This window comes from Pseudomonas sp. dw_358 (assembly GCF_018449655.1).
GTDB lineage: Bacteria > Pseudomonadota > Gammaproteobacteria > Pseudomonadales > Pseudomonadaceae > Aquipseudomonas.
Genome location: NZ_JAAVUX010000003.1, coordinates 37272 through 62287, shown reverse-complemented (window position 1 = coordinate 62287; position 25016 = coordinate 37272). Strand labels below are relative to the sequence as shown.

General features: G+C 62.8%; 27 protein-coding genes. 24 read left to right on the top strand and 3 right to left on the bottom strand.

What is annotated here, in order from left to right:
* The first annotated feature begins 13 nt into the window (after positions 1-13).
* The 6 genes from HB675_RS06115 (at position 14) to HB675_RS06090 (ending at position 4027) form a co-directional block, all read left to right on the top strand.
* Entirely contained in the window at positions 14-199 is a 186-nt protein-coding gene (locus tag HB675_RS06115) for a Trm112 family protein (RefSeq protein ID WP_213876705.1), read from the top strand.
* Positions 196-960 (top strand): 3-deoxy-manno-octulosonate cytidylyltransferase, encoded by a 765-nt coding sequence (gene kdsB, locus HB675_RS06110; protein ID WP_213876703.1) that lies wholly within the window; start codon positions 196-198, stop codon positions 958-960. Before HB675_RS06115 ends, kdsB begins: the two co-directional genes overlap by 4 nt.
* On the top strand, positions 960-1424 hold the full coding sequence (locus tag HB675_RS06105; protein ID WP_213877282.1) for a low molecular weight protein-tyrosine-phosphatase: 465 nt from the start codon (positions 960-962) through the stop codon (positions 1422-1424). The genes kdsB and HB675_RS06105 overlap by 1 nt, the downstream gene beginning before the upstream one ends.
* Positions 1421-2440, top strand: coding sequence for a UDP-N-acetylmuramate dehydrogenase (gene murB, locus HB675_RS06100; RefSeq protein ID WP_213876701.1), 1020 nt, complete (start codon positions 1421-1423; stop codon positions 2438-2440). The genes HB675_RS06105 and murB overlap by 4 nt, the downstream gene beginning before the upstream one ends.
* Positions 2441-2501: 61 nt before the next feature.
* Complete coding sequence (locus tag HB675_RS06095) at positions 2502-3455, top strand: XdhC family protein (RefSeq protein WP_213876699.1); 954 nt, start codon at positions 2502-2504, stop codon at positions 3453-3455.
* Positions 3452-4027, top strand: a complete 576-nt coding sequence (locus HB675_RS06090; RefSeq protein ID WP_213876697.1) for a nucleotidyltransferase family protein — start codon at positions 3452-3454, stop codon at positions 4025-4027. Before HB675_RS06095 ends, HB675_RS06090 begins: the two co-directional genes overlap by 4 nt.
* 178 nt (positions 4028-4205) lie before the next feature.
* Here HB675_RS06090 and rne read toward each other — a convergent pair whose 3' ends face one another.
* On the bottom strand, positions 4206-7532 hold the full coding sequence (gene rne, locus HB675_RS06085) for a ribonuclease E (protein ID WP_213877280.1): 3327 nt from the start codon (positions 7530-7532) through the stop codon (positions 4206-4208).
* 772 nt (positions 7533-8304) lie between these two features.
* On the opposite strand from rne, the gene rluC reads away from it, so the two are divergent.
* Genes rluC through HB675_RS06070 form a run of 3 tightly spaced genes read left to right on the top strand, consistent with a single transcriptional unit; the run spans position 8305 to position 10927 of the window.
* Positions 8305-9261 carry a 23S rRNA pseudouridine(955/2504/2580) synthase RluC gene (gene rluC, locus HB675_RS06080; RefSeq protein ID WP_213876695.1) on the top strand — a complete coding sequence of 319 codons (957 nt, stop codon included), beginning with the start codon at positions 8305-8307 and terminating at the stop codon, positions 9259-9261.
* Positions 9251-9910, top strand: a complete 660-nt coding sequence (locus HB675_RS06075) for an HAD-IA family hydrolase (RefSeq protein ID WP_213876693.1) — start codon at positions 9251-9253, stop codon at positions 9908-9910. The genes rluC and HB675_RS06075 overlap by 11 nt, the downstream gene beginning before the upstream one ends.
* Before the next feature lie 24 nt (positions 9911-9934).
* Positions 9935-10927 carry a S49 family peptidase gene (locus tag HB675_RS06070; protein ID WP_213876691.1) on the top strand — a complete coding sequence of 331 codons (993 nt, stop codon included), beginning with the start codon at positions 9935-9937 and terminating at the stop codon, positions 10925-10927.
* A 22-nt stretch (positions 10928-10949) separates the two neighbouring features.
* On the opposite strand, the gene HB675_RS06065 is transcribed toward HB675_RS06070, so the two are convergent.
* On the bottom strand, positions 10950-11525 hold the full coding sequence (locus HB675_RS06065) for a Maf family nucleotide pyrophosphatase (protein WP_213876689.1): 576 nt from the start codon (positions 11523-11525) through the stop codon (positions 10950-10952).
* 96 nt (positions 11526-11621) lie between these two features.
* Between HB675_RS06065 and HB675_RS06060 the strand changes: the two genes are divergently transcribed.
* From HB675_RS06060 to HB675_RS06000, 13 genes are all read left to right on the top strand, one after another.
* Positions 11622-12149, top strand: a complete 528-nt coding sequence (locus HB675_RS06060; protein ID WP_213876687.1) for a YceD family protein — start codon at positions 11622-11624, stop codon at positions 12147-12149.
* Between the two features lie 13 nt (positions 12150-12162).
* A complete protein-coding gene (gene rpmF / locus HB675_RS06055) occupies positions 12163-12345 on the top strand; it encodes a 50S ribosomal protein L32 (RefSeq protein WP_003179396.1) in 183 nt (60 codons plus the stop codon).
* A 4-nt stretch (positions 12346-12349) separates the two neighbouring features.
* Positions 12350-13363 carry a phosphate acyltransferase PlsX gene (gene plsX, locus HB675_RS06050; protein WP_256737480.1) on the top strand — a complete coding sequence of 338 codons (1014 nt, stop codon included), beginning with the start codon at positions 12350-12352 and terminating at the stop codon, positions 13361-13363.
* Between the two features lie 120 nt (positions 13364-13483).
* Positions 13484-14422: an ACP S-malonyltransferase gene (fabD, locus tag HB675_RS06045; RefSeq protein WP_213876685.1), complete on the top strand. Its 939-nt coding sequence runs from the start codon at positions 13484-13486 to the stop codon at positions 14420-14422.
* Positions 14423-14443: 21 nt separating this feature from the next.
* Positions 14444-15184 carry a 3-oxoacyl-ACP reductase FabG gene (fabG, locus tag HB675_RS06040; RefSeq protein WP_213876678.1) on the top strand — a complete coding sequence of 247 codons (741 nt, stop codon included), beginning with the start codon at positions 14444-14446 and terminating at the stop codon, positions 15182-15184.
* A gap of 196 nt (positions 15185-15380) precedes the next feature.
* The gene (gene acpP, locus HB675_RS06035; RefSeq protein ID WP_007987170.1) at positions 15381-15617 is read left to right on the top strand and encodes an acyl carrier protein; all 237 of its coding nucleotides are present in this window, start codon (positions 15381-15383) and stop codon (positions 15615-15617) included.
* A 112-nt stretch (positions 15618-15729) separates the two neighbouring features.
* Positions 15730-16974 (top strand): beta-ketoacyl-ACP synthase II, encoded by a 1245-nt coding sequence (gene fabF, locus HB675_RS06030; protein ID WP_213876676.1) that lies wholly within the window; start codon positions 15730-15732, stop codon positions 16972-16974.
* On the top strand, positions 16974-17789 hold the full coding sequence (pabC, locus tag HB675_RS06025; RefSeq protein WP_213876674.1) for an aminodeoxychorismate lyase: 816 nt from the start codon (positions 16974-16976) through the stop codon (positions 17787-17789). Before fabF ends, pabC begins: the two co-directional genes overlap by 1 nt.
* A gap of 2 nt (positions 17790-17791) precedes the next feature.
* The gene (gene mltG / locus HB675_RS06020; protein WP_213876672.1) at positions 17792-18949 is read left to right on the top strand and encodes an endolytic transglycosylase MltG; all 1158 of its coding nucleotides are present in this window, start codon (positions 17792-17794) and stop codon (positions 18947-18949) included.
* 9 nt (positions 18950-18958) lie between these two features.
* Positions 18959-19594 carry a dTMP kinase gene (gene tmk / locus HB675_RS06015; RefSeq protein WP_213876670.1) on the top strand — a complete coding sequence of 212 codons (636 nt, stop codon included), beginning with the start codon at positions 18959-18961 and terminating at the stop codon, positions 19592-19594.
* Positions 19587-20570, top strand: coding sequence for a DNA polymerase III subunit delta' (locus tag HB675_RS06010; protein WP_213876668.1), 984 nt, complete (start codon positions 19587-19589; stop codon positions 20568-20570). The genes tmk and HB675_RS06010 overlap by 8 nt, the downstream gene beginning before the upstream one ends.
* Positions 20571-20626: 56 nt before the next feature.
* Positions 20627-20992 (top strand): PilZ domain-containing protein, encoded by a 366-nt coding sequence (locus HB675_RS06005; RefSeq protein WP_213876666.1) that lies wholly within the window; start codon positions 20627-20629, stop codon positions 20990-20992.
* A 9-nt stretch (positions 20993-21001) separates the two neighbouring features.
* A complete protein-coding gene (locus HB675_RS06000) occupies positions 21002-21790 on the top strand; it encodes a TatD family hydrolase (RefSeq protein WP_213876665.1) in 789 nt (262 codons plus the stop codon).
* A 228-nt stretch (positions 21791-22018) separates the two neighbouring features.
* On the opposite strand, the gene HB675_RS05995 is transcribed toward HB675_RS06000, so the two are convergent.
* A complete protein-coding gene (locus HB675_RS05995) occupies positions 22019-23152 on the bottom strand; it encodes an aminotransferase class V-fold PLP-dependent enzyme (RefSeq protein ID WP_213876663.1) in 1134 nt (377 codons plus the stop codon).
* 76 nt (positions 23153-23228) lie between these two features.
* Here HB675_RS05995 and HB675_RS05990 point away from each other — a divergent pair, with 76 nt between their 5' ends.
* Entirely contained in the window at positions 23229-23864 is a 636-nt protein-coding gene (locus HB675_RS05990) for a TetR/AcrR family transcriptional regulator (protein ID WP_213876661.1), read from the top strand.
* Between the two features lie 121 nt (positions 23865-23985).
* Positions 23986-24954, top strand: a complete 969-nt coding sequence (locus tag HB675_RS05985; protein WP_213876659.1) for a radical SAM protein — start codon at positions 23986-23988, stop codon at positions 24952-24954.
* The last annotated feature ends 62 nt before the right edge of the window (positions 24955-25016 follow it).

The window sequence follows — 25016 nt, the reverse complement described above, 5'->3', positions numbered from 1 at the left end:
TCAAGGATTATTCATGGACACCAAACTGCTCGATATTCTGGCTTGCCCGATCACCAAAGGCCCGCTGAAACTGAACGCCGACAAGACCGAGCTGATCAGCAAGGGCGCCGGCCTGGCGTACCCGATCCGCGATGGCATTCCGGTGATGCTGGAATCCGAAGCTCGCACCCTCACCGATGACGAGCGTCTGGACAAATGACCCTCACGTTCACCGTGGTGATCCCGGCACGCTTCGCCTCCAGCCGATTGCCGGGCAAGCCGCTGCAGGACATTGCCGGCAAGCCGATGGTCCAGTGGGTCTGGGAGCAGGCGCGCAAGAGCAGTGCGGCGCGGGTAGTGATCGCCACCGATGACTCACGTATCTTTGCCGCCTGTGAAGGTTTCGGCGCCGAAGTGCTGATGACGCGGCCCGATCACAGCTCTGGCACCGACCGCCTGGCCGAAGTGGCCAGCGCCTTGGGCCTGACCGCCGAGGCGATCGTGGTCAACGTACAAGGTGACGAGCCGTTGATTCCGCCGGCAGTGATCGATCAGGTCGCCCATAACCTGGCCGCCCACACCGAAGCGGGCATTGCGACCTTGGCTGAACCGATCGAAGACGTCACAGCGCTGTTCAACCCCAATTTCGTCAAGGTCAGCACCGATTGCAATGGCCTGGCGCTGACCTTCAGCCGTGCCCCCCTGCCGTGGGCTCGGGATGATCTGGCTCGCGCGCCCGATCAGTTGCCCGCAGGCATTCCGTTCCGCCGCCACATCGGCATCTATGCCTACCGTGCCGGCTTTCTGGAGGACTTTGTCGGCTGGGGCCCGTGCTGGCTGGAAACCTGTGAAAGCCTGGAGCAGTTGCGCGCGCTGTGGCACGGCGTGCGTATCCATGTTGCCGATGCGCTGGAGGCGCCGCCCGCCGGGGTTGATACCCCGGATGACCTGGAGCGCGTCAGGCGCTTGCTGGCTTCATGATGCGAGTCCTTTTCGTCTGTCTGGGCAATATCTGTCGGTCGCCGACCGCGGAGGGCGTGCTGCGTCATCAATTGCGCGAGGCCGGGCTGGCCGGGCGTGTCGAAGTGGCGTCGGCCGGCACGGGTGACTGGCACGTGGGCCGGCCCCCGGATGCCCGCACGCTCAAGGCGGCGGCACGGCGTGGCTACGATTTTTCGGCCCAGCGTGCGCAGCAGGTTTCGGCGGCGGATTTTACCGCCCATGACCTGATCCTGGCCATGGACCTGAACAACCTGCGCGACCTCAAGCGCTTGCAGCCGGCGACCGGACGGGCCGAGCTGGACCTGTTCCTGCGGCGCTACCAGGCGGACAAGGACGAAGTGCCTGACCCCTACTACGAGGGCGAGCAGGGCTTCGAGCATGTGCTGGATCTGATCGAGGCCGCATGCGCGGGCCTGGTGCGGGAAATCAAAGGTAGGTTATGAGTCTGCAGATACAACCGGCGGTATCCCTCAAGGGCTTGAACACGTTCGGCATCGACGTGCGCGCCGATCGGCTGGTCGAGGCCCAAAGCCAGGCGCAGATTCTTGAAGCCCTGGCGCTGGCCGAGTCATCTGGCTGGCCGGTGCTGGTGGTGGGCGGTGGTAGCAATCTGTTGCTGACGGGGGATGTTCACGGGTTGGTGCTGCGCATTGCCACCCGTGGCATTCGCCAGCTGGCCGAGGACGGCGGCCCCGTCATCATCGAGGCCGAGGCGGGTGAACCCTGGCATGGCTTCGTGCAGCACACCCTGGCGCAGGGCTTGTCGGGGCTGGAGAACCTCAGCCTGATCCCCGGCACCGTGGGTGCCGCACCCATGCAGAATATCGGTGCCTATGGCGTCGAGATCAAGGACGTGTTTCACGGCCTGACCGCTCTGGATCGCCACAGTGGTGAACTGCGCGACTTTACGTTGGCCGACTGCGCGTTTGGCTACCGCGACAGCCTGTTCAAGCACGAACCGGGTCGCTGGTTGATTCTACAGGTGCGCTTTGCCCTGAGCCGGCAGTCGCAGCTGCACCTGGACTACGGACCCGTGCGTCAGCGCCTGACCGAGCAGGGCATCAGCGCCCCGACCGCCAGTGACGTCAGCGCCGCCATCTGCAGTATCCGCCGGGAAAAACTCCCGGATCCAGCCGAACTGGGCAACGCCGGCAGCTTTTTCAAGAACCCCCTGGTCAGTGCCAATCAGGCCGATGCGCTACGCCTGGACTATCCCGGTCTGGTGGCGTATCCCCAGGCAGGTGGCGAGGTCAAGCTGGCCGCCGGCTGGCTGATCGAGCAGGCGGGCTGGAAAGGTTTCCGGGAAGGCGACGCCGGCGTGCATCGTCTGCAATCGCTGGTGCTGGTCAATTACGGCAACGCCACGGGCGCGCAGATTCATCAGTTGGCCCTGCGGATCCAGGCCGATATCCACAGCCGCTTCGGCGTATTGCTGGAAATGGAACCGAACCTCTACTAAGAATCGAACCGACCTGTTCTATGGTCGGTCAACTCTCTACTCAATTTCAGGAGCGCTGACGATGGACAGTGTCGATCTCAACGTTCTCAAAAGCGTTCAGCAATGGCAGCGCGCCGGTCATGCCGTGGCGCTGTACACCGTGGTGCAGACCTGGGGCACCGCGCCACGGCCACCCGGCGCCATGCTGGCGCTGCGCGACGACGGCGTGGTGATCGGCTCGGTGTCCGGCGGCTGCATCGAGGATGATCTGATCCAGCGCCTGCAAGACGGCCGCTTGCAGCGCGGTACGGCCGTCGAGCTGATCACCTACGGCGTCAGCCGCGAAGAAGCCGCCCGGTTCGGCCTGCCCTGCGGTGGCACTTTGCGGCTCGCCCAAGAGTGGGTGGACGACGGCACTTGGGTGAATGAACTGTTGCAACGCTGCGCCGATCATCTGCTGGTGGCTCGCGTGGTCGACCTGCAGTCCGGCAAGGTCACCCTCCAAACCGCCGAGCGTGGCGATGTTTTGAGCTTTGACGAACAGCACCTGCGCGCCATCTACGGCCCGCGTTGGCGGTTGTTGCTGATCGGCGCGGGGCAACTCTCGCGCTACGTCACTGCAATGGCACGGATGCTCGATTTCGAGGTGCTGATCTGCGATCCGCGCGAGGAGTTCAGTCATGGCTGGGAGCACGAAGACGCACGCTTCATTCCCGGCATGCCGGACGAAGCGGTGCTGACCATTCAAGCCGACGAGCGCACTGCCATCGTCGCCTTGACCCACGACCCGCGGCTGGATGACATGGCCCTGCTGACGGCGCTCGATTCCCAGGCGTTTTATGTCGGCGCGCTCGGTTCACGGGTCAACAGCGAGAAGCGTCGCGACAACCTGCTGCAACTGGGCTTGAGCGTCGAGGCTGTGGGTCGGCTATACGGCCCCATTGGCGTGCGGATCGGCAGCCATACGCCAGCTGAAATCGCCTTGTCGTTGTTGGCGCAGATCGTCGCCTTGAAAAATGGGGTGGCCTTGGCATGACGGTGACCGCAGTGGTGTTGGCTGCCGGGCTGGGCAGTCGGTTTCGCGAGGTCGCGGGGGCTGAGTGTGACAAGTTGCTGGCATCCTGTGTGGGGCTGGATGGGGTGAGCCGGCCGGTGTTGCAGCAGGTGCTGATGAATGTTTCAGCAGTGGCCGATCGCTGCATTGTGGTGACCCGGCCGAATGCGCCCGGGCGGATTGCACTCGCCAATGAGTTCGGTTGCGCGGTGGTCCTCCTGGATTCTGCCGGTATGGGTGACAGCCTGGCTGCCGCCGTGGCCGCCAGCGCGGGCAGCCGAGGCTGGCTTGTGACCCTGGGCGACATGCCGTGGGTCGCCCCGCAGACCTTCGCTGCCGTCGTCGACGGGCTCCAGCCGCGGTTCATCAGCCTGCCCCTGGGCGAGCAGGGCAGGGGACACCCGGTGTGCTTCGGTGCCAGCTTTGCGGCGGGGTTGATGGCATTGAGCGGGGATCACGGCGGCAAGCGCCTGTTTACCGCTGACAATGTGCGTGAGGTGCGGGTGGACGATGAAGGTATCTACCGCGACGTGGATACCCCCGCCGACCTGTAGAAGATTTGCCGCCCTCACCGCGGGCAAACGCTACGAAGGCGGGCCATGCTCCCACAGGGTCGAGATCGACATTGAAGTTCGCCGGCGGACAAAGCTTGCTTGCGAGGCGGCCAGCACAAGGCATAAAAAAAGCCCCTGACACCCAAAGGCGTCAGGGGCTTTTTTCATCCTTGCGCGCTTACTCGTGCGGTTTAGGCTCGTCGTTAGCGGCCTGGGCGGCGGCCAACTCGGCTTCACGCTTGCGGCGACGCACTTCACGCGGGTCGTTTGGCGCGCGGCCGTTGCTGGTGACCACTGGCGCGGGTTCGACCGGAGCCGGTTCAAGGGCTGCGGGTTCCACCACGACCGTTTCGACAGCGCCGGTTTCGAGAACCACAGGCTCGACCACGACCGGCTCTGCCGCTGCGGGTTCGGCTGGCGTCACGTGCTCGGCTTGCGGCTGTGCCTCGACGAACTGGGCCGTCTCGACAACAGGCACTACCGGTGCGGCGTCGACCACTGGCTGGCTGAACACGGTCTCGGCTTCCTGGGCAACGATGTGCTCGGGGGCTGGCTCGTGGACAGGCAAGCTTTCGCTGACGGCAGCCTCGACCGCTGGGGGCGACGCATATTCGGCAGCAACGTGCGCGGGCTCGGCGGCCACGTAGGGCTGCTCGACCACTGGCGCTTCGACCGCGGGTGCTTCAACCACTGGCTGCTCGAAGGCTTGTTGCTCGATCGACTCTTCAACCACCACGGCTTCCTGATGGAAGACCACTTCGGCCTGTGGAGCTTCGATGACTTCTTCAGCCGGCTGATGTTCGGCCACAGGCTGAACCGCAGGCGTAGCTTCTTCAGCCACCGGGGTGAAATCCAGTGGCGTCTGGGCAGGAGCCGTGACGATTTCCGGGCTGGCCAAGGCTTCTACGGTCACAGCGGCTGGCTCGGCAGTGGCGTTGGCACGTTCGGCCTGGACATTGGCTTGCGCCTCGGCCTCGGCACTGATCACGCCTTCGACGACCACGGCAGCGGCAACAGCCGGTGCTTCGGAGCCGGTTTCGGTTTCGCCTTCGCCGGCTTCTTCCGAGCCTTCGATGACGTTGCCGTTGGCGTCACGTTGACGCTCGCGACGGTTGCTGCGACGACGTTGACCGCGGGACCGACGACGTGGGCGATCGCCCTCGGCGCCGTCCTGGTTCTCGTCCAGCTGCTCTTCCTGATTCAGCGCTTCCTCGCCATCAACGGCTTCGGCGGCTTCTTCGCTGCGCGGCTGACGCTCTTCACGGGGGGGACGTGGCTGGCGTTCTTCGCGAGGTGCGCGCTCTTCACGAGGCTCGCGCGGTACGCGTTCCTCACGTGGCGCGCGTTCTTCGCGGGGAGCTCGTTCTTCACGCGGAGCACGTTCGGCACGCTCTTCGGCGGCTGTGGCGGCAGCGACTGCAGCGATGGCGGGCGCGATGGCGTCCAATGGCTCGCGCAGTTCGCGGACGCGCTCGACACGTTCGTCACCGCCACGGGGACGGCGGTCGCCACGGGGGGCACGCTCCTCACGGGGGGCGCGCGGTGCACGTTCCTCACGGGCGACCGGTGCGACGACCTCTTCGCGAGGCTCGCGGGGCGCGCGCTCTTCACGGGGAGCACGGTCTTCGCGCGGTGCACGCTCTTCACGAGGCTTGCGCTCTTCGTCGCGGCGACTGCTGTTGCGGTTGCGGCTCTGCTGACGACCATTGCGGCGCTCTTCGTTGCGCGCAGGGCGCTCGGCGGCCACGACGGGTTTCTCGACCACCACCGGCGCGACAGGCTCTTCCTTGCTGGCGAACAGGCTGACCAGCGACTTCACCAGGCCTTTGAACAGGCTCGGTTCAGCCAGTTGCGGGGCGGGTGTCGGCGCAACGGCAGTCGGTGCTTCGACGGTGGCCGGCATCGGTGCGGCAGCACGGGTCGGCGCGGTCTTCACCGCCGCTTCCTGGCGAACCAGGGTGCGGGTAGCGGCCGCCGGCTGGACTTCTTCGACCTCGGCCGCAGCGGCGGCGATTTCGTAGCTGGACTGGCTGTTCGCTGCTTCCGGGCTGTCATCACGCAAGCGCTGCACTTCGAAATGCGGCGTTTCGAGATGATCGTTCGGCAGAATGACGATGCGCGCGCGGGTTCGCAGTTCGATCTTGGTGATCGAGTTGCGCTTTTCGTTGAGCAGGAAAGCGGCCACCGGGATTGGCACCTGGGCACGAACTTCGGCGGTACGGTCTTTCAGGGCTTCTTCTTCGATCAGGCGCAGGATGGCCAGCGACAGCGATTCAACGTCGCGGATGATGCCGGTGCCGTTGCAGCGCGGGCAAACGATGCCGCTGCTTTCGCCCAGCGATGGACGCAGGCGCTGGCGGGACATTTCCAGCAGGCCGAAGCGCGAGATGCGACCGATCTGCACGCGAGCGCGGTCGGCTTCGAGGCATTCGCGAACTTTTTCTTCCACGGCGCGCTGGTTCTTGGCCGGGGTCATGTCGATGAAGTCGATGACGATCAGGCCGCCGATGTCGCGCAGGCGCAACTGGCGGGCAATTTCTTCGGCGGCTTCAAGGTTGGTCTGCAGCGCCGTCTCTTCGATGTCGCTGCCTTTGGTGGCGCGCGCCGAGTTGATGTCGATGGACACCAGGGCTTCGGTCGGGTCGATGACGATGGAGCCGCCGGAAGGCAGTTCGACCACGCGTTGGAACGCGGTCTCGATCTGGCTTTCGATCTGGAAACGGTTGAAGAGGGGGACGCTGTCTTCGTACAGCTTGATCTTGCTGGCGTACTGCGGCATCACCTGGCGAATGAAGGTCAGGGCTTCGTCCTGGGCTTCGACGCTGTCGATCAGCACTTCGCCGATGTCCTGGCGCAGGTAATCGCGGATGGCGCGGATGATCACGTTGCTTTCCTGGTAGATCAGGAAAGGTGCGGAACGGTCCAGGGAGGCTTCCTTGATCGCGGTCCACAGTTGCAGCAGGTAGTCGAGGTCCCACTGCATCTCTTCGCTGCTGCGGCCAAGGCCGGCAGTGCGCACGATCAGGCCCATGTCGGCCGGGGCCACCAGGCCGTTCAGCGCTTCGCGAAGTTCATTGCGCTCTTCGCCTTCGATGCGGCGCGAGATGCCACCGGCACGAGGGTTGTTCGGCATCAGCACAAGGTAGCGGCCGGCCAGGCTGATGAAAGTGGTCAGGGCGGCGCCCTTGTTGCCACGTTCTTCTTTTTCGACCTGAACGATGACTTCCTGGCCTTCGCTCAGGACGTCCTTGATGTTGACGCGACCCTCAGGTGACTTCTTGAAGTATTCGCGGGAGATTTCCTTGAGGGGCAGGAAGCCATGGCGCTCGGAACCGAAGTCGACGAAAGCGGCTTCAAGGCTCGGCTCGATGCGAGTGATACGGCCTTTGTAGATATTGGCCTTTTTCTGCTCGCGGGCACCGGACTCGATGTCCAGATCATAGAGGCGCTGGCCATCTACCAGGGCGACACGCAACTCTTCAGGTTGCGTGGCATTAATCAGCATTCTTTTCATGTAGTACCGTCGGTTTCCGGGCTGCCGGAAACAGCGTTCGGCACACACGACTTCTCACGGTCGGTGTCAGGTGCGTCAGTAGTGGCGGTGCTTCATCAAGGTGCCATTACCCTGTCTAGCGAGGCTCGGCCAGTGGGGCCGTTGTCGCGACGACGCGTCCTGCTTGCTGTGGTGTCAAAAGCACTCAGTCAGGAGGAGGAATCAGCCGCCGGTCGCGGGCACCATCAGGCGCCTTCAACGGGACCGGGGGTCGTCTCGCAAGGGCCTGTGGCCGCTTGCCAAGATGACGCCATACTGCACGGTCCGACGGTTGTGCATCTCCACCCTACACGTATCCCTGATAATTCGGGTGCTGCCGTGCGCTGTATCCGCAACGGGTTGGCATTTAGCGAACGCTCCGTTCGGGAACGCCCGCGTTGTGGCTAAGGCTCTGTGTTTCCGAAGCATCCGCCGAACAGAGCAAGAACGAACGCGCCGAGGAGGTGGCTTCGAAACAAACCCGGATACATGAAAGTTTCCAAGGTTCTTCCGGACTTCTCTCGTCTGCGCTGGTTACGTCTGCAATTGCTCCGTAAACGTGGCGAAAACCCCGTCGGACGGCCTCGCGTCCTCGTGAATTGCGTTGGAGCGGGCTGGCATCAGATCGGCCGATTGCCGGTTTGATCGCGCTTGCCCGTTTCCTGCCGCTGACAGGCGGCGTTCGCGACTATAGCAGCAATCATTAAGTGCTTCAATTCCATAAAAAATTGCTATCATCGGCGCCATGACGACTACTACACCCCCGACCTCCGGCGTTCAGCTGATCGAGGTTGCGCCGGAACTTGCCGGCCAACGCATAGACAATTTCCTGATCACCGCGCTCAAGGGCGTGCCGCGCACCCTTGTCTACCGCATTCTGCGCAAAGGCGAAGTGCGGGTGAACAAGGGGCGGATCAAGCCCGAGTACAAGCTGCAGGCCGGTGACATCATTCGTGTGCCGCCCGTGCGGCTGCCCGAGCGCGATGAGCCGGTGCCGGTGGCTCAAGGCCTGTTGCAGCGCCTGGAAGCGGCGATTGTCTATGAGGACAAGGCGCTGATCGTGCTCAACAAGCCCGCCGGTATCGCTGTGCACGGAGGCAGTGGCCTGACCTTCGGTGTGATCGAGGCGTTTCGCCAGATGCGCCCTGATGCCAAGGAGCTGGAGCTCGTGCACCGTCTGGACCGTGACACCTCCGGCCTGCTGATGATTGCCAAGAAGCGCAGCATGTTGCGTCACCTGCATGCGGCCTTGCGCGGCGACGGTGTCGACAAGCGCTACATGGCGTTGGTGCGCGGGCATTGGGCGACGGCCAGGAAGCAGGTCAATGCGCCGTTGCAGAAAAGCAACCTGCGCTCCGGCGAACGCATGGTGGAAATCAATGAAGAGGGCAAGGAAGCCTTGACCCTGTTCAAGGTGCTGAGGCGCTTTGGTGACTTTGCCACCCTCGTCGAGGCGCGGCCGATCACCGGTCGCACCCACCAGATCCGCGTCCACGCGCTGCATGCTGGCCACGAGATTGCCGGTGACACCAAGTACGGAGACGAGAATTTTTCCAGGGAAATCCGCGACCTGGGTGGCAAGCGTCTGTTTCTGCATGCCTACGCCCTGACTGTGCCGCTGCCCGATGGCGGCGAGCTCAAGCTCGAGGCGCCCGTGGATGAAATGTGGGCCAAGACTGTGGAGCGCCTGAGTGCCAGCTAACTATGATTTGCTGATCTTCGACTGGGACGGCACCTTGAGTGACTCCATCGGTCGGATTGTCCAGGCCATGAAACTGGCCGCGATCGACTGTGACGAACCTGTGCTCGATGACGATGCGGTCAAAGGCATCATCGGTCTGGGACTGCCGGAGGCGATTCGCACGCTCTATCCGCATGTTGACGATGACAAGGTGCAAGTGTTTCGCCAGCACTATGCCGACCGTTATATGGCGCTGGATCGTGAACCCTCCGAGTTGTTTCCAGGGGTGCTGGAGTCGCTTGAGGGCTTCAAGGCGGCGGGCTATCAGCTGGCCGTTGCCACCGGCAAGGCGCGTCGGGGCCTGGATCGGGTGCTCAAGGCGCACGGTTGGGAGGATTATTTCCAGATCACCCGTGGCGCCGACGAAGCCCGTAGCAAGCCCGATCCGCTGATGCTCGAGCAGATTCTGCGGCACTGCGGCGTCAGCGCCGGGCGAGCGTTGATGGTGGGGGATTCGGCCTTCGATCTACAGATGGCGCGCAATGCCGGGATGGACTGCGTGGCGGTCGGCTACGGGGCGCTGCCGCTGGAAGCGCTTCGGGTCTACGAGCCGGTGCTGGCTGTGGAGCATTTCTCTGAGCTGGGCGCCTGGCTCGCTCGGGCCCAATGAATTTCTGCATGGAGTAGGTGAACGATGTCGGATCAATGGAAGGCGCCGAGCGCCGGCGACGAAGAGCCCGTCGGCGACGCCAGAAGCTGGAAGCTGCTGGAAAAAACCTTGCTGGCCGGGGTTCAGGAGCAGCGACGTGCGCGGCGCTGGGGAATTTTCTTCAAGCTGCTGACCTTTGTATACCTGTTCGGTCTGTTCTTCATGTTCTCGCCCATGCTGAAGATGGAGAAGAGCGCCGGGCTGTCCAGCCACTACACGGCGGTCATCGACATCCGCGGCATGATCGCGGACAAGGAAGCGGCCAGTGCCGACAACATCGTCGGCAGCCTGCGCGCCGCATTCGATGACAAGAAAGTCAAAGGCATCGTCCTGCGCATCAACAGTGGCGGCGGCAGCCCGGTCCAGGCGGGCTATGTGTGGGACGAGATCAAGCGGCTGCGGGGTCTGCATCCGGACGTGAAGGTCTATGCGGTGATCAGCGATATCGGCGCGTCAGGCGCCTACTACATCGCCAGCGCCGCGGACCAGATCTACGCCGACAAGGCCAGTCTGGTGGGCTCCATCGGCGTGACGGCGGCCGGCTATGGCTTTGTCGGTACCATGGAAAAGCTGGGTGTGGAGCGGCGCGCCTACACCTCGGGCGAGCATAAATCCTTTCTCGACCCGTTCCAGCCGGCCAAGCCGGATGAGACCGCCTTCTGGCAAGGCGTGCTGGACAACACTCACAATCAATTCATCGATGTGGTGAAGAAGGGGCGGGGTGATCGCTTGAAGTTCAAGGAGCATCCGGAGTTGTTCTCCGGTCTCATCTGGAACGGCGAACAGGCCTTGCAACTGGGCCTGATCGACGGCCTGGGCAACACCGGTTCGGTGGCGCGGGACGTGATCGGCGAGAAGGAGCTGGTGGACTTCACCGCCGAGGATTCGGCATTCGATCGCATTTCCAAGAAGCTGGGCACCAGCGTGGCGGACCGGCTGGCGATGTACATGGGCTTCAATGGTCCGACGTTGCGCTGAACCTCACGCTGAGGTGCGAGTTTCAGAACTCGATGCCCTCCACCCGCAACATGTCCACCAGCCTGATCAGCGGCAACCCCACCAGGCTGGTGGCATCCTCGCCCTCCGTGCGTTGAAACAGACTGACCCCCAATCCTTCGGCCTTGAAGCTGCCGGCGCAGTCATAGGGCTGCTCGGCCCGCAGATAGCGCTCCACCTGCGCCTCGTCGAGCACCCGCATGTGCACGGTAAACGCTACCACGTCCACCTGGCAGCGACCGCTGGCGCTGTCCAGCAGCGCCAGGCCGGTCAGAAAGCTCACGCTGCGCCCGCTCGCGGCCAGCAGTTGCGCGCGGGCCTTGTCGAAGCTGTGGGGCTTGCCCAGCACCTGATCATCGAGAACGGCTACCTGGTCCGAACCGATGATAAGATGGGTGCGATGTGTCGGTGCCAGGGCGGCGGCCTTTTGTTGTGCCAGGCGGCTGACCAGTGCGTGGGGCGCCTCCCCGGCCTGGCGGCTTTCGTCGATGTCCGGCGAGGCGCACTCGAAGGGCAAACGTAACCGATTCAGCAGTTCGCGCCGATAAGGCGAGCTGGATGCCAGCAGCAAGGTGCGCATGAAGAGGTCTCCAAAGATGAACGGCAATGCTAACACGCTGTATCGCTCCGAATTTCCTTTGACAGGAGAGGGGGGCGTCCCTAGAATGCTGCGCCTATGTTGAATGACCCGATTCCACCTCACGTTGACCCGCGCAAATTGGCAGATCGTGGCGTAACCCTTGAAGGTTCGCTGCCCTTGGCCGATTTGGAGAGACTCTGCGACCCGCTTTCCGACACTGTCGGGACGGTGCAGGCCAAATTCGTTTTCGAACGAGACGAACGAAAAGCCGTGGTTATCCACAGCTCGCTGGACGTCGAAGTGAAAATGGTTTGTCAGCGTTGTCTTGAGCTGGTCACCCTGCCGATCCACAGCGAATGCAGTTACGCTGTGGTGAAAGAGGGTGCGAATACCCAGTCGTTACCGAAAGGCTATGACGTGCTGGAACTGGGCGAAGATCCTTTGGATCTGCAGGCATTGATCGAGGAGGAGCTATTGCTCGCCTTGCCCATTGTGCCTGCTCATCATCCGGAAGAATGCCAGCAGCCGGGGGGGTCAGATGATCCCGAGCCGAGCGAGGACGAGGTAACGCGGTCCAACCCGTTCAGTGTTTTGGCGCAGTTAAAGCGTGACCCAAACGTTTAGGAGTTAATCAATTATGGCTGTTCAGCAGAACAAAAAATCCCGCTCTGCCCGCGACATGCGCCGTTCGCACGACGCTCTCGAGGCTAGCACCCTGTCCGTGGAAAAGACCACCGGTGAAGTTCACCTGCGTCACCACGTATCGCCAGAAGGCGTATACCGTGGCCGTAAAGTGATCGACAAGGGCGCTGACGAGTAATTTCTTGTCCGCTCAGATCATCGCGATCGACGCAATGGGCGGGGACTTCGGTCCCCGTCTCATTGTCGAGGCCTGCCTCGCGCGCCTCGCTGCTTCCCCCTCGCTGCACCTGACCCTCGTCGGTCACCCCCAACTCCTTGCTGAACTTGTCGCCGGTTGCCCTGGCGAGATCCGCGCGCGCCTGCAGATTGCTGCGGCCAGCGAAGTGGTCAGCATGGATGACAAGCCTTCCCTGGCCTTGCGTGGCAAGCCGGATTCGTCCATGCGCGTGGCCCTCCAGTTGCTACGGGACGACAAGGTGCAGGCGGTGGTCAGTGCTGGAAATACGGGTGCGTTGATGGCGTTGTCCCGGTATGTGCTCAAGACCCTGCCGGGCATCGATCGCCCGGCCATGGTCGCGGCCATTCCTGTCCGGGGCGGGTATTGCCAGTTGCTTGACCTGGGCGCCAACGTCGATTGCAGCGCCGGGCAGTTGTTCCAGTTTGCCTTGATGGGCTCGGTGGCCGCGCAGGCGCTGGGGGTCGAGCGGCCGCGAGTGGGGTTGCTCAATATCGGCACTGAAGACATCAAGGGTAACCAGCAGGTCAAGCAGGCGGCCCTGCTGCTGCAGGGGGCGTCCGGGCTCAACTATGTCGGTTTTGTCGAGGGCGATGGCCTGTATCGCGGCGAAGCGGACGTGGTGGTGTGCGATGGCTTTGTCGGCAACGTCCTGCTCAAGAGCAGCGAGGGCCTGGCCAGCATGATCGCCGATCGCGTCGAAGCCTTGTTTACTGACGGCATGGTCGCGCGAATGATCGGTGCCCTCGCCTTGCCCCTGTTGCGTCGGCTGCGCAGCGACCTGGCGCCGTCACGCTACAACGGCGCCAGTTTTCTGGGTTTACAGGGGGTCGTGATCAAGAGTCACGGCTCGGCAGGGGTTGACGGGTTTCAGAGCGCCATCGAGCGCGCCGGCATCGAGATCCGCGAGAACACACCCGCTCGCCTGAAAGCGCGATTGCTGGCAGGCACGGCTGGCTGATTCGTGGCGGCTGCGCTTAAATGTGACGATTGGGTCGCCATTGCCATCCAAACCTCGGTTTTCTTCGCGTGCGGCCTGGGTTGCGCGCGTTTTCGAAAAGATCAATAAGGGCTTGTTTTTATGTCTGCATCCCTCGCGTTTGTATTTCCTGGGCAAGGTTCCCAGTCGCTGCGCATGCTCGCCGATCTGGGCGCACAGCAGCCGCTGGTCCTCGAGACCTTCAAGGAAGCGTCCGAGTCGCTGGGCTACGACCTGTGGGCGTTGACCCAGGACGGTCCGGCCGAATTGCTCAATCAGACTGACAAGACTCAACCGGCCATTCTCACGGCATCCATCGCCCTGTGGCGGTTGTGGCAAGCCGAAGGGGGGGGCGTTCCGGCCTTCGTCGCCGGCCACAGCCTCGGTGAATACAGCGCCCTGGTGGCGGCAGGCAGCCTGTCCCTGGCCGATGCCGCCAGACTGGTCGAGCGTCGTGGCCAGTTGATGCAGGAGGCCGTACCGGCCGGGCAAGGCGGCATGGCCGCTATCCTGGGCCTTGAAGATGCCGACGTGATTGCCGCCTGTGCCGAAGCGGCCCAGGGTGAAGTGGTCAGCGCGGTCAACTTCAACTCGCCGGGCCAGGTGGTGATCGCCGGGGCCAAGGCGGCCGTCGAGCGCGCCATCGAAGCCTGCAAGGCCAAGGGCGCCAAGCGCGCCCTGCCGTTGCCGGTCAGCGTGCCGTCGCACTGCGCACTGATGAAGCCGGCCGCCAAACGCTTTGCCGAGTCGGTGCAGGCCATCGACTGGCAAGCGCCACGGATTGCCCTGGTACAAAACGTCAGCGCCCAGGTGGTGACTGATCTGGATACGCTCAAGCGCGACCTTTTGGCGCAGCTGTACATGCCTGTGCGCTGGGTCGAGAGCATCCAGTGCCTGGCCGCCAAAGGCGCCACTCGTCTGGTGGAGTGCGGCCCGGGTACGGTCCTGGCCGGCCTCAACAAACGCTGCGCCGACGGCATCAGCACCGTTGGCATCAATACCCCGGATGCCCTGGCAGCCGCGCTCGCGGCCCAGGCCTGAACCCACTGAAGGAGAGCCTGCATGAGTCTGCAAGGCAAAGTAGCACTGGTCACCGGCGCCAGCCGTGGCATCGGCCAGGCGATCGCCCTGGAACTCGGTCGTCTTGGCGCCACGGTCATCGGCACCGCCACCTCGGCCTCGGGTGCCGAGCGCATCGCGACGACCCTCAAGGAGCACGGCGTCACTGGCACCGGGCTTGAGCTCAATGTGTGTGACGAAGCGTCCGTGGCTGCGGCCCTGGCAGCGATTCAGACGCAATTCGGCGCGCCGGCGATTCTGGTCAATAATGCCGGCATCACCCGCGATAATCTGATGATGCGTATGAAAGACGATGAGTGGACCGACGTCATCGACACCAACCTCAACAGCCTTTTCCGTCTGTCCAAGGGCGTTCTGCGCGGCATGACCAAGGCGCGCTGGGGCCGGATCATCAACATCGGTTCGGTAGTCGGTGCCATGGGTAACGGCGGGCAGGTCAACTATGCCGCCGCCAAGGCCGGCCTCGAAGGTTTTGGCCGTGCGCTGGCCCGTGAAGTCGGCGTGCGCGGTGTGACCGTCAACTCGGTGGCACCGGGCTTCATTGACACCGACATGACCCGCGAGCTGCCTGAAGCGCAGCGCGAAGCCCTGCTGACGCAGATCCCGCTGGGGCGTCTGGGGCAGGCTGACGAGATCGCGCAAGTGGTCGCTTTCCTGGCCTCGGAAGGTGCAGGCTACGTCACAGGGGCTACAATCCCTGTCAACGGTGGCATGTATATGTAAGGCGGATGTGGCGTCCGACTTGAAAAAAATGTCACACGAGCTGTTCGAAAATCCGTTATAAAGCTGCATCCAAATTCGGGGCGGCGGGTGGGTGTCACACATGGAATGCGCTTTCGGCTTGAAAAGCGGGGGCCTTTCTATAAACTTGCACACCGGCCAGCTGCCTGACTATGTCCATTAGGAGTGAAAACAAGGTATGAGCACCATCGAAGAACGCGTCAAGAAAATCGTTGCCGAGCAACTGGGCGTGAAAGAAGAAGAAGTGGTCAACACTGCTTCGTTCGTTGAAGATCTGGGTGCCGACTCGCTTGACACCGTTGAGCTGGTGATGGCTCTGGAAGAGGAATTCGAGACCGAGATTCCTGACGAAGAAGCCGAGAAGATCACGACTGTACAAGCCGCTATCGATTACGTTACTGCCCACCAGGCGTAACATTCTGTAATCGTAGCCTCTTGTCATGGAAAAACCGCACTGCCATTGCTGGCGTGCGGTTTTTTCTTTCAAACGAGCGGCACGGTGTATTTCATAGAATAAGGAGAGTGCTGTGTCGCGTAGACGCGTCGTGGTCACTGGTATGGGTATGTTGTCGCCACTGGGCACCGATGTGCCAAGCACGTGGCAGGCCATTCTGGCTGGCCGCAGTGGCATCGGTCCGATCGAGCATACCGATCTGTCGGCCTATTCCACCCGTTTTGGCGGCTCGGTCAAAGGCTTCAACGTCGAGGAATACCTGTCGGTCAAAGAAGCCCGCCGGCTCGACTTGTTCATTCAATACGGCCTGGCAGCCGGTTTTCAGGCGGTGCGCAATTCCGGCCTGGAAGTGACCGACGCCAACCGTGAGCGCATTGGCGTGGCCATGGGTTCGGGTATTGGCGGTCTGACCAATATCGAAGAAACCAGTCGCACGCTCCACGATGAAGGCCCGCGAAAGATTTCGCCGTTTTTCGTACCCGGATCGATCATCAACATGATTTCCGGATTCCTGTCGATCCATCTGGGTGTACAGGGTCCCAATTACGCCATCGCCACCGCGTGCACCACCGGTACGCACTGCATCGGCATGGCCGCGCGCAACATCGCTTACGGCGAAGCCGACGTGATGATTGCCGGGGGCGCCGAGATGGCGGCCTGCGGCCTGGGCATGGGTGGCTTCGGTGCCTCCCGCGCCCTGTCGACCCGTAACGATGAGCCCACTCGCGCCAGCCGTCCGTGGGACAAAGGCCGTGATGGCTTCGTGCTGTCCGACGGTGCCGGTGCGCTGGTGCTCGAAGAACTCGAGCATGCCAAGGCCCGTGGCGCGACCATCTATGCCGAGCTGATCGGGTTTGGCACCAGCGGCGATGCCTTCCACATGACGTCACCGCCCGAAGACGGTGCCGGCGCTGCACGTTGCATGGCCAATGCCTTGCGCGATGCGGCGATTCGCCCGGACGAAGTGCAATACATCAACGCCCACGGTACGTCGACCTCGGCCGGCGACATGGCCGAAGTCTCGGCCATCAAGACCGTCTTCGGCGAACATGCCTACCGTGTAGCGGTTAGCTCCACCAAGTCGATGACCGGCCACCTGCTGGGCGCTGCCGGTGCTGTGGAAGCGATTTTCAGCGTGCTGGCAATCAACAGCCAGATGGCACCACCGACCATCAACCTGGATGAGCCGGACGAAGGTTGCGACCTGGACTTCGTGCCCCATGTGGCCCGCAGCATGCCCATCGATGTGGTGCTGTCCAACTCCTTCGGCTTTGGCGGGACCAACGGTTCGCTGGTGTTCCGTCGGTTTGCCGACTGATGGAGGCATGGCTCGACGGGCTGCCGGCTGACTCGGTCGGCCTGCGCAATCGCGGCTTGGCCTACGGCGATGGTCTGTTCGAGACCATCGCCGTACACAACGGCCGCGCCGTCTTGCTGGAGCGGCATCTGCAGCGTCTGGCTGTGGGATGCCAGCGCCTGGCGCTGGGCCATGACGCCACACTGATCCTGACCGAAGTCACGCGCTACGCGGCCGCGATGGGCGAGGGCGTGCTCAAGCTCATGCTGGTGCGGGGCGATAGTCAACGGGGTTACGCCGCGGATCCGGGTCGACCTGCGATGCGTATCCTGCAAGCGAGCCCGCCTGCGGCTTATCCTGTCGTCCATGCCGAACATGGCATCAAGATGTTTCCTTGCGCCACGCGCCTGGCTGAACAGCCCATGCTGGCCGGCTTGAAACATCTCAATCGCCTTGAGCAAGTACTGGCCCGCGCTGAATGGCAGGATTCGACCTTTGCCGAAGGGCTGATGCTGGACACTGCCGGGCGTTTGGTGGAAGGGGTGTTCAGCAATCTGTTCCTGGTACGCGACGGTCGGTTGCTGACCCCGGACCTGAGCCGCAGCGGCGTCGCCGGCGTTATGCGCAGTGAGTTGCTGGCGCAAGCCGAGCGCGCCGGTATTCCCGTCTGGATCGGTGATCTGCGCCTGGACGACCTGGCACAGGCCGATGAAGTGTTTGTCTGTAATAGCGTTTATGGCGTCTGGCCGGTACAGGCTTTTGCAGCACTGAACTGGCCGGCAGGACCAGTGACCCGTAAACTGCAGGCCATTGCTCGCTCGCTATTGGATGCCTGAACTTGAGACGTAGAATTTTGCAGGTGCTGGGTGCCATGGTGCTCCTGGCGGGCCTGCTGACAGGCTTCGCTGCGTGGAAGCTGCACTCGGCGGTGCACCAACCGTTGCGTATCACCGAAGAACAATTGCTCGACGTGCCCGCCCGGGCCACGCCGATCGGCACCTTTATCCGCATGCAGGACGAGGGCCTGATCAGCGACGCCTTCTGGCTGCGGGTCTACTGGCGCTTCAATCGTGCCGGCCAGGCGCTGCATGCGGGCGAATACCGCATGACCCCCGGGATGACCATGGAAGACCTGTTTGGTCTGTGGCAGCGCGGTGAAGTGGTGCAGTACAGCCTGACCCTGGTGGAAGGCTGGAATTTCCGTCAGGTGCGCGCCGCACTGGCCAAGCAGGAAAAGCTCAAGCAGACCCTCGCCGGGCTGAGCGATGCCGAGGTCATGACCAGACTCGGCCATGCCGGCGAATTTCCCGAAGGGCGGTTTTTTCCCGACACCTACAAGTACGTGCGGGGCATGACCGACGAGGAATTGTTGACCCAGGCCTACAATCGTCTCGACGACGTGCTCGCCAAGGAGTGGGCCGAGCGTTCGCCGGACGCGCCCTATGCCGATGCCTATCACGCGCTGATCATGGCTTCGCTGGTAGAAAAGGAAACCGGCGTGCCCCAGGAGCGTGGCGAGATTGCTGGCGTATTCGTGCGACGCCTGCAGACCGGCATGCTGTTGCAGACCGATCCCACCGTGATCTACGGCATGGGCGAGCGCTACACGGGCAAGGTTTCCCGAGCCGACTTGCGTGAAGCTACACCGTACAACACCTACGTGATTGCCGGGCTGCCGCCCACGCCCATCGCGATGGTCGGGCGTGAAGCCATTCACGCCGCGCTGAACCCGGTGGCGGGCAGCAGCCTGTATTTTGTCGCCCGTGGTGACGGCAGTCATGAGTTCTCCGATGACCTGGCGGCGCATAACACGGCGGTGCGCAAGTTCCAGCTCAAACGCAGCGCCGATTACCGATCAAGCCCGGCGCCGGTGGCCCCCACGGCCACCGAGGCACCCGCTTCACCGGCACCTGTCAAGGACGCCGTTCCGGTGGAACCGGCGCCCACGCCTGTGATACCTGCGACCACCGACACATCTTCTTCGGACAAACCATAAGGACTGCCTGTGAGCGGCTTGTTTATCACCCTCGAAGGCCCGGAAGGCGCCGGCAAGACCACCAATCGCGAATACCTGGCCGACCAGCTGCGTCAGGCCGGTATCGACGTCGTGCTGACGCGCGAGCCGGGCGGTACCCCACTGGCCGAGCGCATCCGCGAGCTGCTGCTGGCACCGAGCGATGAAGCGATGCATGCCGACACCGAGCTGTTGCTGGTGTTTGCCGCACGGGCGCAGCACCTGGCCGAGGTCATCCGCCCGGCGCTGGCGCGGGGCGCGGTGGTGCTGTGTGATCGGTTCACCGATGCGACTTATGCCTACCAGGGCGGCGGCCGCGGCCTGTCCCAGCCACGCATCGCCCAGCTGGAACAATTCGTCCAGGGCGAGCTGCGTCCGGACCTGACCCTGGTCTTCGACCTGCCGGTGGAGATTGGTCTGGCCCGCGCCGTCGCCCGCGGCCGCCTGGACCGTTTCGAGCAAGAGGGCAGGGGCTTCTTCGACGCCGTGCGCACCACCTATCTGCAAAGGGCGGCGGCCGAGCCACAACGCTATCGCCTGGTCGATGCGGCGCAAAGCCTTGAACAGGTCCAGCACCAGCTGGACGGCCTGTTCCCCGAACTGCTGGAGCGCTGCAGCCGTGGCTGAAGCCTACCCGTGGCAGGGCGGGCTCTGGCAGCAACTGGCCGGACGCACCCAGCACGCCCATGCCTACTTGCTGCACGGGCCCCGGGGCATCGGCAAGCGCGCGCTGGCAGAGCGGCTGATGGCATTGCTGCTGTGTCAGCGACCGGGCCAACAGGCATGCGGTCAGTGCAAGTCCTGCCTGCTGCTGGCGGCCGGCAGCCACCCGGACAATTACATCCTCGAGCCCGAGGAAGAGGACAAGGCGATCAAGGTCGACCAGGTTCGTGATCTGGTCAGCTTTATCGTGCAGACCGCCCAGATGGGCGGGCGCAAGGTGGTGCTGATCGAGCCGGTGGAGGCCATGAACCTCAACGCTGCCAACGCCCTGCTCAAGAGTCTGGAGGAGCCGAACGGCAACACCGTGCTGTTGCTGGTCAGCCACCAGCCCAGCCGCTTGCTGCCGACCGTCAAGAGCCGCTGCGTGCAACAGGCCTGCCCGCTGCCCAGTGCGCAGATGAGCGCCGATTGGCTGGCCCAGGCGCTGCCCGCCAGCACGCCCGAGCAGCGGGGCGAATTGCTGACGCTGGCTGCCGGATCGCCGTTGACGGCGCTCAAGCTCAATGGCCAAGGGGTGTTGGAGCAGCGCGTGCTGGTGGTCGAGGGGGTCAAGAAGCTGCTCAAACAGCAGCAGACCCCGACCCAGCTGGCCGAGGCGTGGAATGCCCTGCCACTGCTGCTCCTGTTCGATTGGTTCTGCGACTGGTCCAGCCTGATCCTGCGCTATCAGTTGACGCAGGATGAAGACGGATTAGGCTTGAGCGATATGCACAAGGTGTTGCAGTATCTGGCGCAGAAGGCCTCGCAAAGCAAGGTGCTCAGCCTCCAGGACTGGATTCTGGCGCAGCGCCAGAAAGTTCTGTCCAAGGCCAACCTCAACCGTGTCTTGCTGCTCGAGGCACTCTTGGTGTCCTGGGCGGCCTTGCCCGGTCAGGGCTGAAAGGTGCATTGTATTGAGCGTATGTTTGCGCGACCGGTCGTAGTCAAGGAAATGGAATGAATCAGCCAGCTACTCCCCCAGGTCCCGGCCCCCGCAACGGTATCTTGTCCCTGACCATCAAGGACAAGGCCGTGCTCTACGCGGCGTACATGCCCTTCATCAAGAACGGTGGCCTGTTCATACCGACCAACAAAAGCTACAAGTTGGGCGATGAGCTGTTCATGCTGCTCAACCTGATGGATGAGCCGGAGAAGATTCCGGTGGCCGGCAAAGTCGCCTGGATCACCCCCAAGGGCGCTCAGGGCAACCGTGCGGCCGGAGTCGGTGTGCAGTTCAACGACGGTGACAACACTGCGCGCAACAAGATCGAAACCTATCTGGCGGGCGCTCTGAAGTCCGATCGTCCCACTCACACGATGTAAGCCCATCCCATGCTTGTAGATTCCCATTGCCACCTCGATCGCCTGGACCTGGCGCACCATGACGGCTCGCTCGATGCGGCGCTGGCGGCGGCACGGTCCCGCGGCGTCGGCCATTTTCTGTGCATTGGCGTCAGCGCCGATAATGCGGCGGCGGTACGCGACCTCGCCAATCGCTACGATGATGTTGATTGTTCTGTGGGCATTCACCCGCTGGACGTCAGCCCCGGCCCATTGCCGGCGCTGGACTGGCTATTGGGTGAGCTGGACCACCCCAAGGTGGTGGCCATCGGCGAAACGGGCCTGGACTATCATTACGAGCCCGAGACCGCAGAGCTGCAGCGCGCGTCTTTCGAACTGCACCTGCAGGCAGCCGCTGTCACCGGCAAACCGGTAATCGTGCACACCCGTGCCGCTCGCCGCGACACCCTGGACCTGCTGCGAGCTGCTCAGCTGCCTCAGGGCGGCGTGCTGCACTGTTTCACCGAAGACTGGGACATGGCCCGCGCGGCACTGGACCTGGGTTTCTATATCTCGCTGTCCGGCATAGTCACCTTCCGCAACGCCGAGGCCTTGCGCGACGTGGCCCGGCAGGTGCCGGCCGATCGCCTGCTGGTGGAAACCGATTCACCCTACCTGGCGCCTATTCCCCATCGCGGCAAGCCCAACCTGCCGGAATACGTCCGTGACGTGGCCGAATACCTGGCCATGCTGCGCGGCCAGCCCTACGAGGCGTTTGCCGAACAAACCACGGCCAACTTCCGTCGTCTGTTCCCGTTGGCCGGTGTTCGTCAGGCCTGAGCAGCGAGAAATGGCGGGCAAAAAAAACCCGGGTTCTGGGGGGTGAATCCGGGTTAAGACCATTAGGAGTAATACAAAGGTGCACGGTCCGTTGACACCTTTATCGGCCGCGTCACTTGGGGGGTATGACGTGCCGACTGCTCAAGTATTGATCAGTGCGCGGACTATTCCAGCCAGTATTGGGTGTTTTTTAAACAAATTTGGAATACGTGGCAGGCTGCTGAGTACTCATTGCTGCGCCACCTCGGCGACGACGCGCAAAGTTTCGTCGATCACCTGACGTGGTGTATAGAAGTGCGGCGAAAAGCGCACACCCGGGCCACGGGGGATGCACACGACCTGTCGTCGCATCAGCGCTTGCCACACGTCGCCATTGTCTTTGCCGCTGATCGTGAACGACACAATGCCCGCTCGACGCTCCGATTGGGCCGGACTTTGCAGACGCACGCCAGGGATTTGCATCAGCCCATCGCGCAGCCACTGTACCCGTTCGTCGATGAGGCGACCCACTTTCTCCATGCCCACTTCCTCCAGTAACGACAGGCTGGCCTCAAGAGCCATGCAGCCGAGCACGTTGGGGCTGCCGCATTCGAAGCGGCGAGCGCTGACGGCCGGTTGCCACTCCTCGCGGCTGTAATCGCCCACCCGTTCGACCATGTGCCAGCCGTACTCTGTCAGCTTGAGTTGGGGTCGCAGGTCGGCCCGGCAGTAGAACACCCCGAGACCTTCCGGACCCAGCAGCCATTTATGGCCGTCGGCCATGGCAAAATCGCAATCATAGGCCTGTACATCGAAGGGCAGCGCCCCCAGCTGCTGGATGGCGTCGATGCAGAACAGCACCGCGCGCTCCCGACAGCCTTGGCCCAGCCGAGCCAGATCCAGGCGCAGGCCGCTGGCAAATTGCACGGCGCTGACCGACATCAACCGCGTACGGGGCGTGCAGGCCGCCAGTAATGCGGCTTCCGGGTCATCGCCCAGCAGGCTGACCTTGGTCAAGGTCACACCTTGGCTGGCCAGTGCCTCCCAGACGATGCGATTGGAAGGAAATTCTTCGTCGCTGATGACGATGTCGTCGCCCGCCTGCCAGGTCAGTCCCGATGCGACGAATGAAAGCGCTTCCGATGTATTTTTGACCAAGGCGATGTCGTCGGTCGAAGGTGCATTCAGCAGGCGCGTCAGGCGTTCGCGCAGTCGTTGTTCCACCAGCATCCACTGCGGGTAGTCCCGAGCGCCTCGGCTGACGTTCTCATCAGCGAAGCGGCGCACCGCTTCGGCGGCCCGCTTGGGCCAGGGCGCCACGGCCGCGTGGTTCAGATAGCAGAGTCCCGGGGTTTGGGGAAATTCATCTAGAAACAGTGTCATGGTCGGATGATCCGTGCATTTTGTCGCAAGTTAGGCATAATACCGGGCTTCGATTTTGACCCAGTCATTCATTCATATGCACAAAGAACCTCGTAAGGTCCGTGAGTTTCGTCGCCGAGAACAAGAAATTCTCGACACTGCACTCAAGCTGTTTCTGGAGCAGGGCGAAGACAGTGTCACGGTCGAAATGATCGCCGATGCGGTCGGTATCGGCAAAGGCACCATCTACAAGCACTTCAAGTCCAAGGCCGAGATCTACCTGCGCCTGATGCTCGACTATGAGCGCGATTTGAACGAACTGCTTCACTCTGCCGACATCGACCGTGACAAGGAAGCCCTGTCCCGGGCCTATTTCGAGTTCCGCATGCGTGATCCCCAGCGCTATCGGCTGTTCGACCGTCTTGAAGAGAAAGTGGTCAAGGGTCAGCAGGTGCCGGAGATGGTCGAAGAGCTGCACAAGATCCGCGCCTCGAATTTCGAGCGCCTGACCTCCTTGATCAAGGGGCGGATCGAAGAGGGCAAGCTGGAAGACGTGCCGCCTTATTTCCACTACTGCGCGTCCTGGGCGTTGGTGCATGGCGCGGTGGCGCTGTACCACTCGCCATTCTGGAGCAATGTCCTGGAAGATCAGGAAGGCTTCTTCCAGTTCCTGATGGACATTGGCGTGCGCATGGGCAACAAGCGCAAGCGAGAGCCTGATCCGGCCGCCTGATTTTTTCACCCGCTGGAGCATGTCCGGCCGGCATGCTCCAGCGGGTAGCCCAAAGGCCCTTGCAAATTCCTGACTTTTTAGTCAACTTACTCCCGCCCGACCTCACTCAGCTGGAGCCATCATGATCGTCGACCGCCAAGGCCGGCGCTTTCGCAACCTGCGCGTAAGCCTGACGTCCGCCTGCAACTACGCCTGTACCTACTGCGTGCCCGACGGCAAACGCCTGGTCGCGGCCCAGGATGAGCTCTCGGCCGAAGCCATGGCCCGTGGCGTGGCTTACCTGGTGGAGGCCGCCGGCATCGAGCGGTTGCGCATCACCGGCGGCGAGCCGTTGGTCAGCCCCAAGCTCGAAGCCTTGCTTGACGCGGTCAAGCCGCTGAACCTGCAAGACATCAGCCTGACCACCAACGGCCAGTTGCTGGCGCGTAAACTGCCGGTGCTGGTGGCGGCCGGCATCCAGCGTATCAACGTGTCCCTCGACACTCTGGACCCCGACGCCTTTCGTGGCATTGCCCGGGGCGGCGACCTGGCCACGGTGCTCGATGGCATCGAGCAGGCCGCCGCTGCCGGCCTGCGCATCAAAGTGAATATGGTGCCGTTGCGTGGGCAGAATCTCGACCAGGTCCTGCCACTACTGGATTACTGCCTGATGCGAGGCTATGAACTGCGCTTCATCGAATTGATGCGCATGGGGCATCTGGCACGTGACGGCCAGACCTTCAGTCAGCAGTTCATCAGTCTGGAGCAATTATTGGCGGTGATCGGCGAGCGCTATGCGTATCAGCAGGCCGAGGCACCTGTGGATGCCACCGCGCTGCGTTATGAAATTCCGCGCCAGGGCTACTTCGGCGTCATCGCCAATGAAAGCGTGCCTTTCTGCCGGACCTGTTCGCGCCTGCGGCTCTCTTCCACCGGCTGGTTACACGGCTGCCTGTCCTCCAGCAACCGTCATCGGGTCGGCGAGTTGTTCGATCAGCCGCGTCATCAAGCGTTGCCGGCTTTGCAGCGCTTGCTGGTGCGAGCGCTGGCGGACAAACAGGAAGTGGCTTTTTCGGGTGGCGCCACGGTGATGAAAGTCATCGGCGGCTGAATCCCCGCTCTGGCGCAGAACCTGCATTGCCTCGATATTCGCCGGTTTTCCGTCACCGGCCC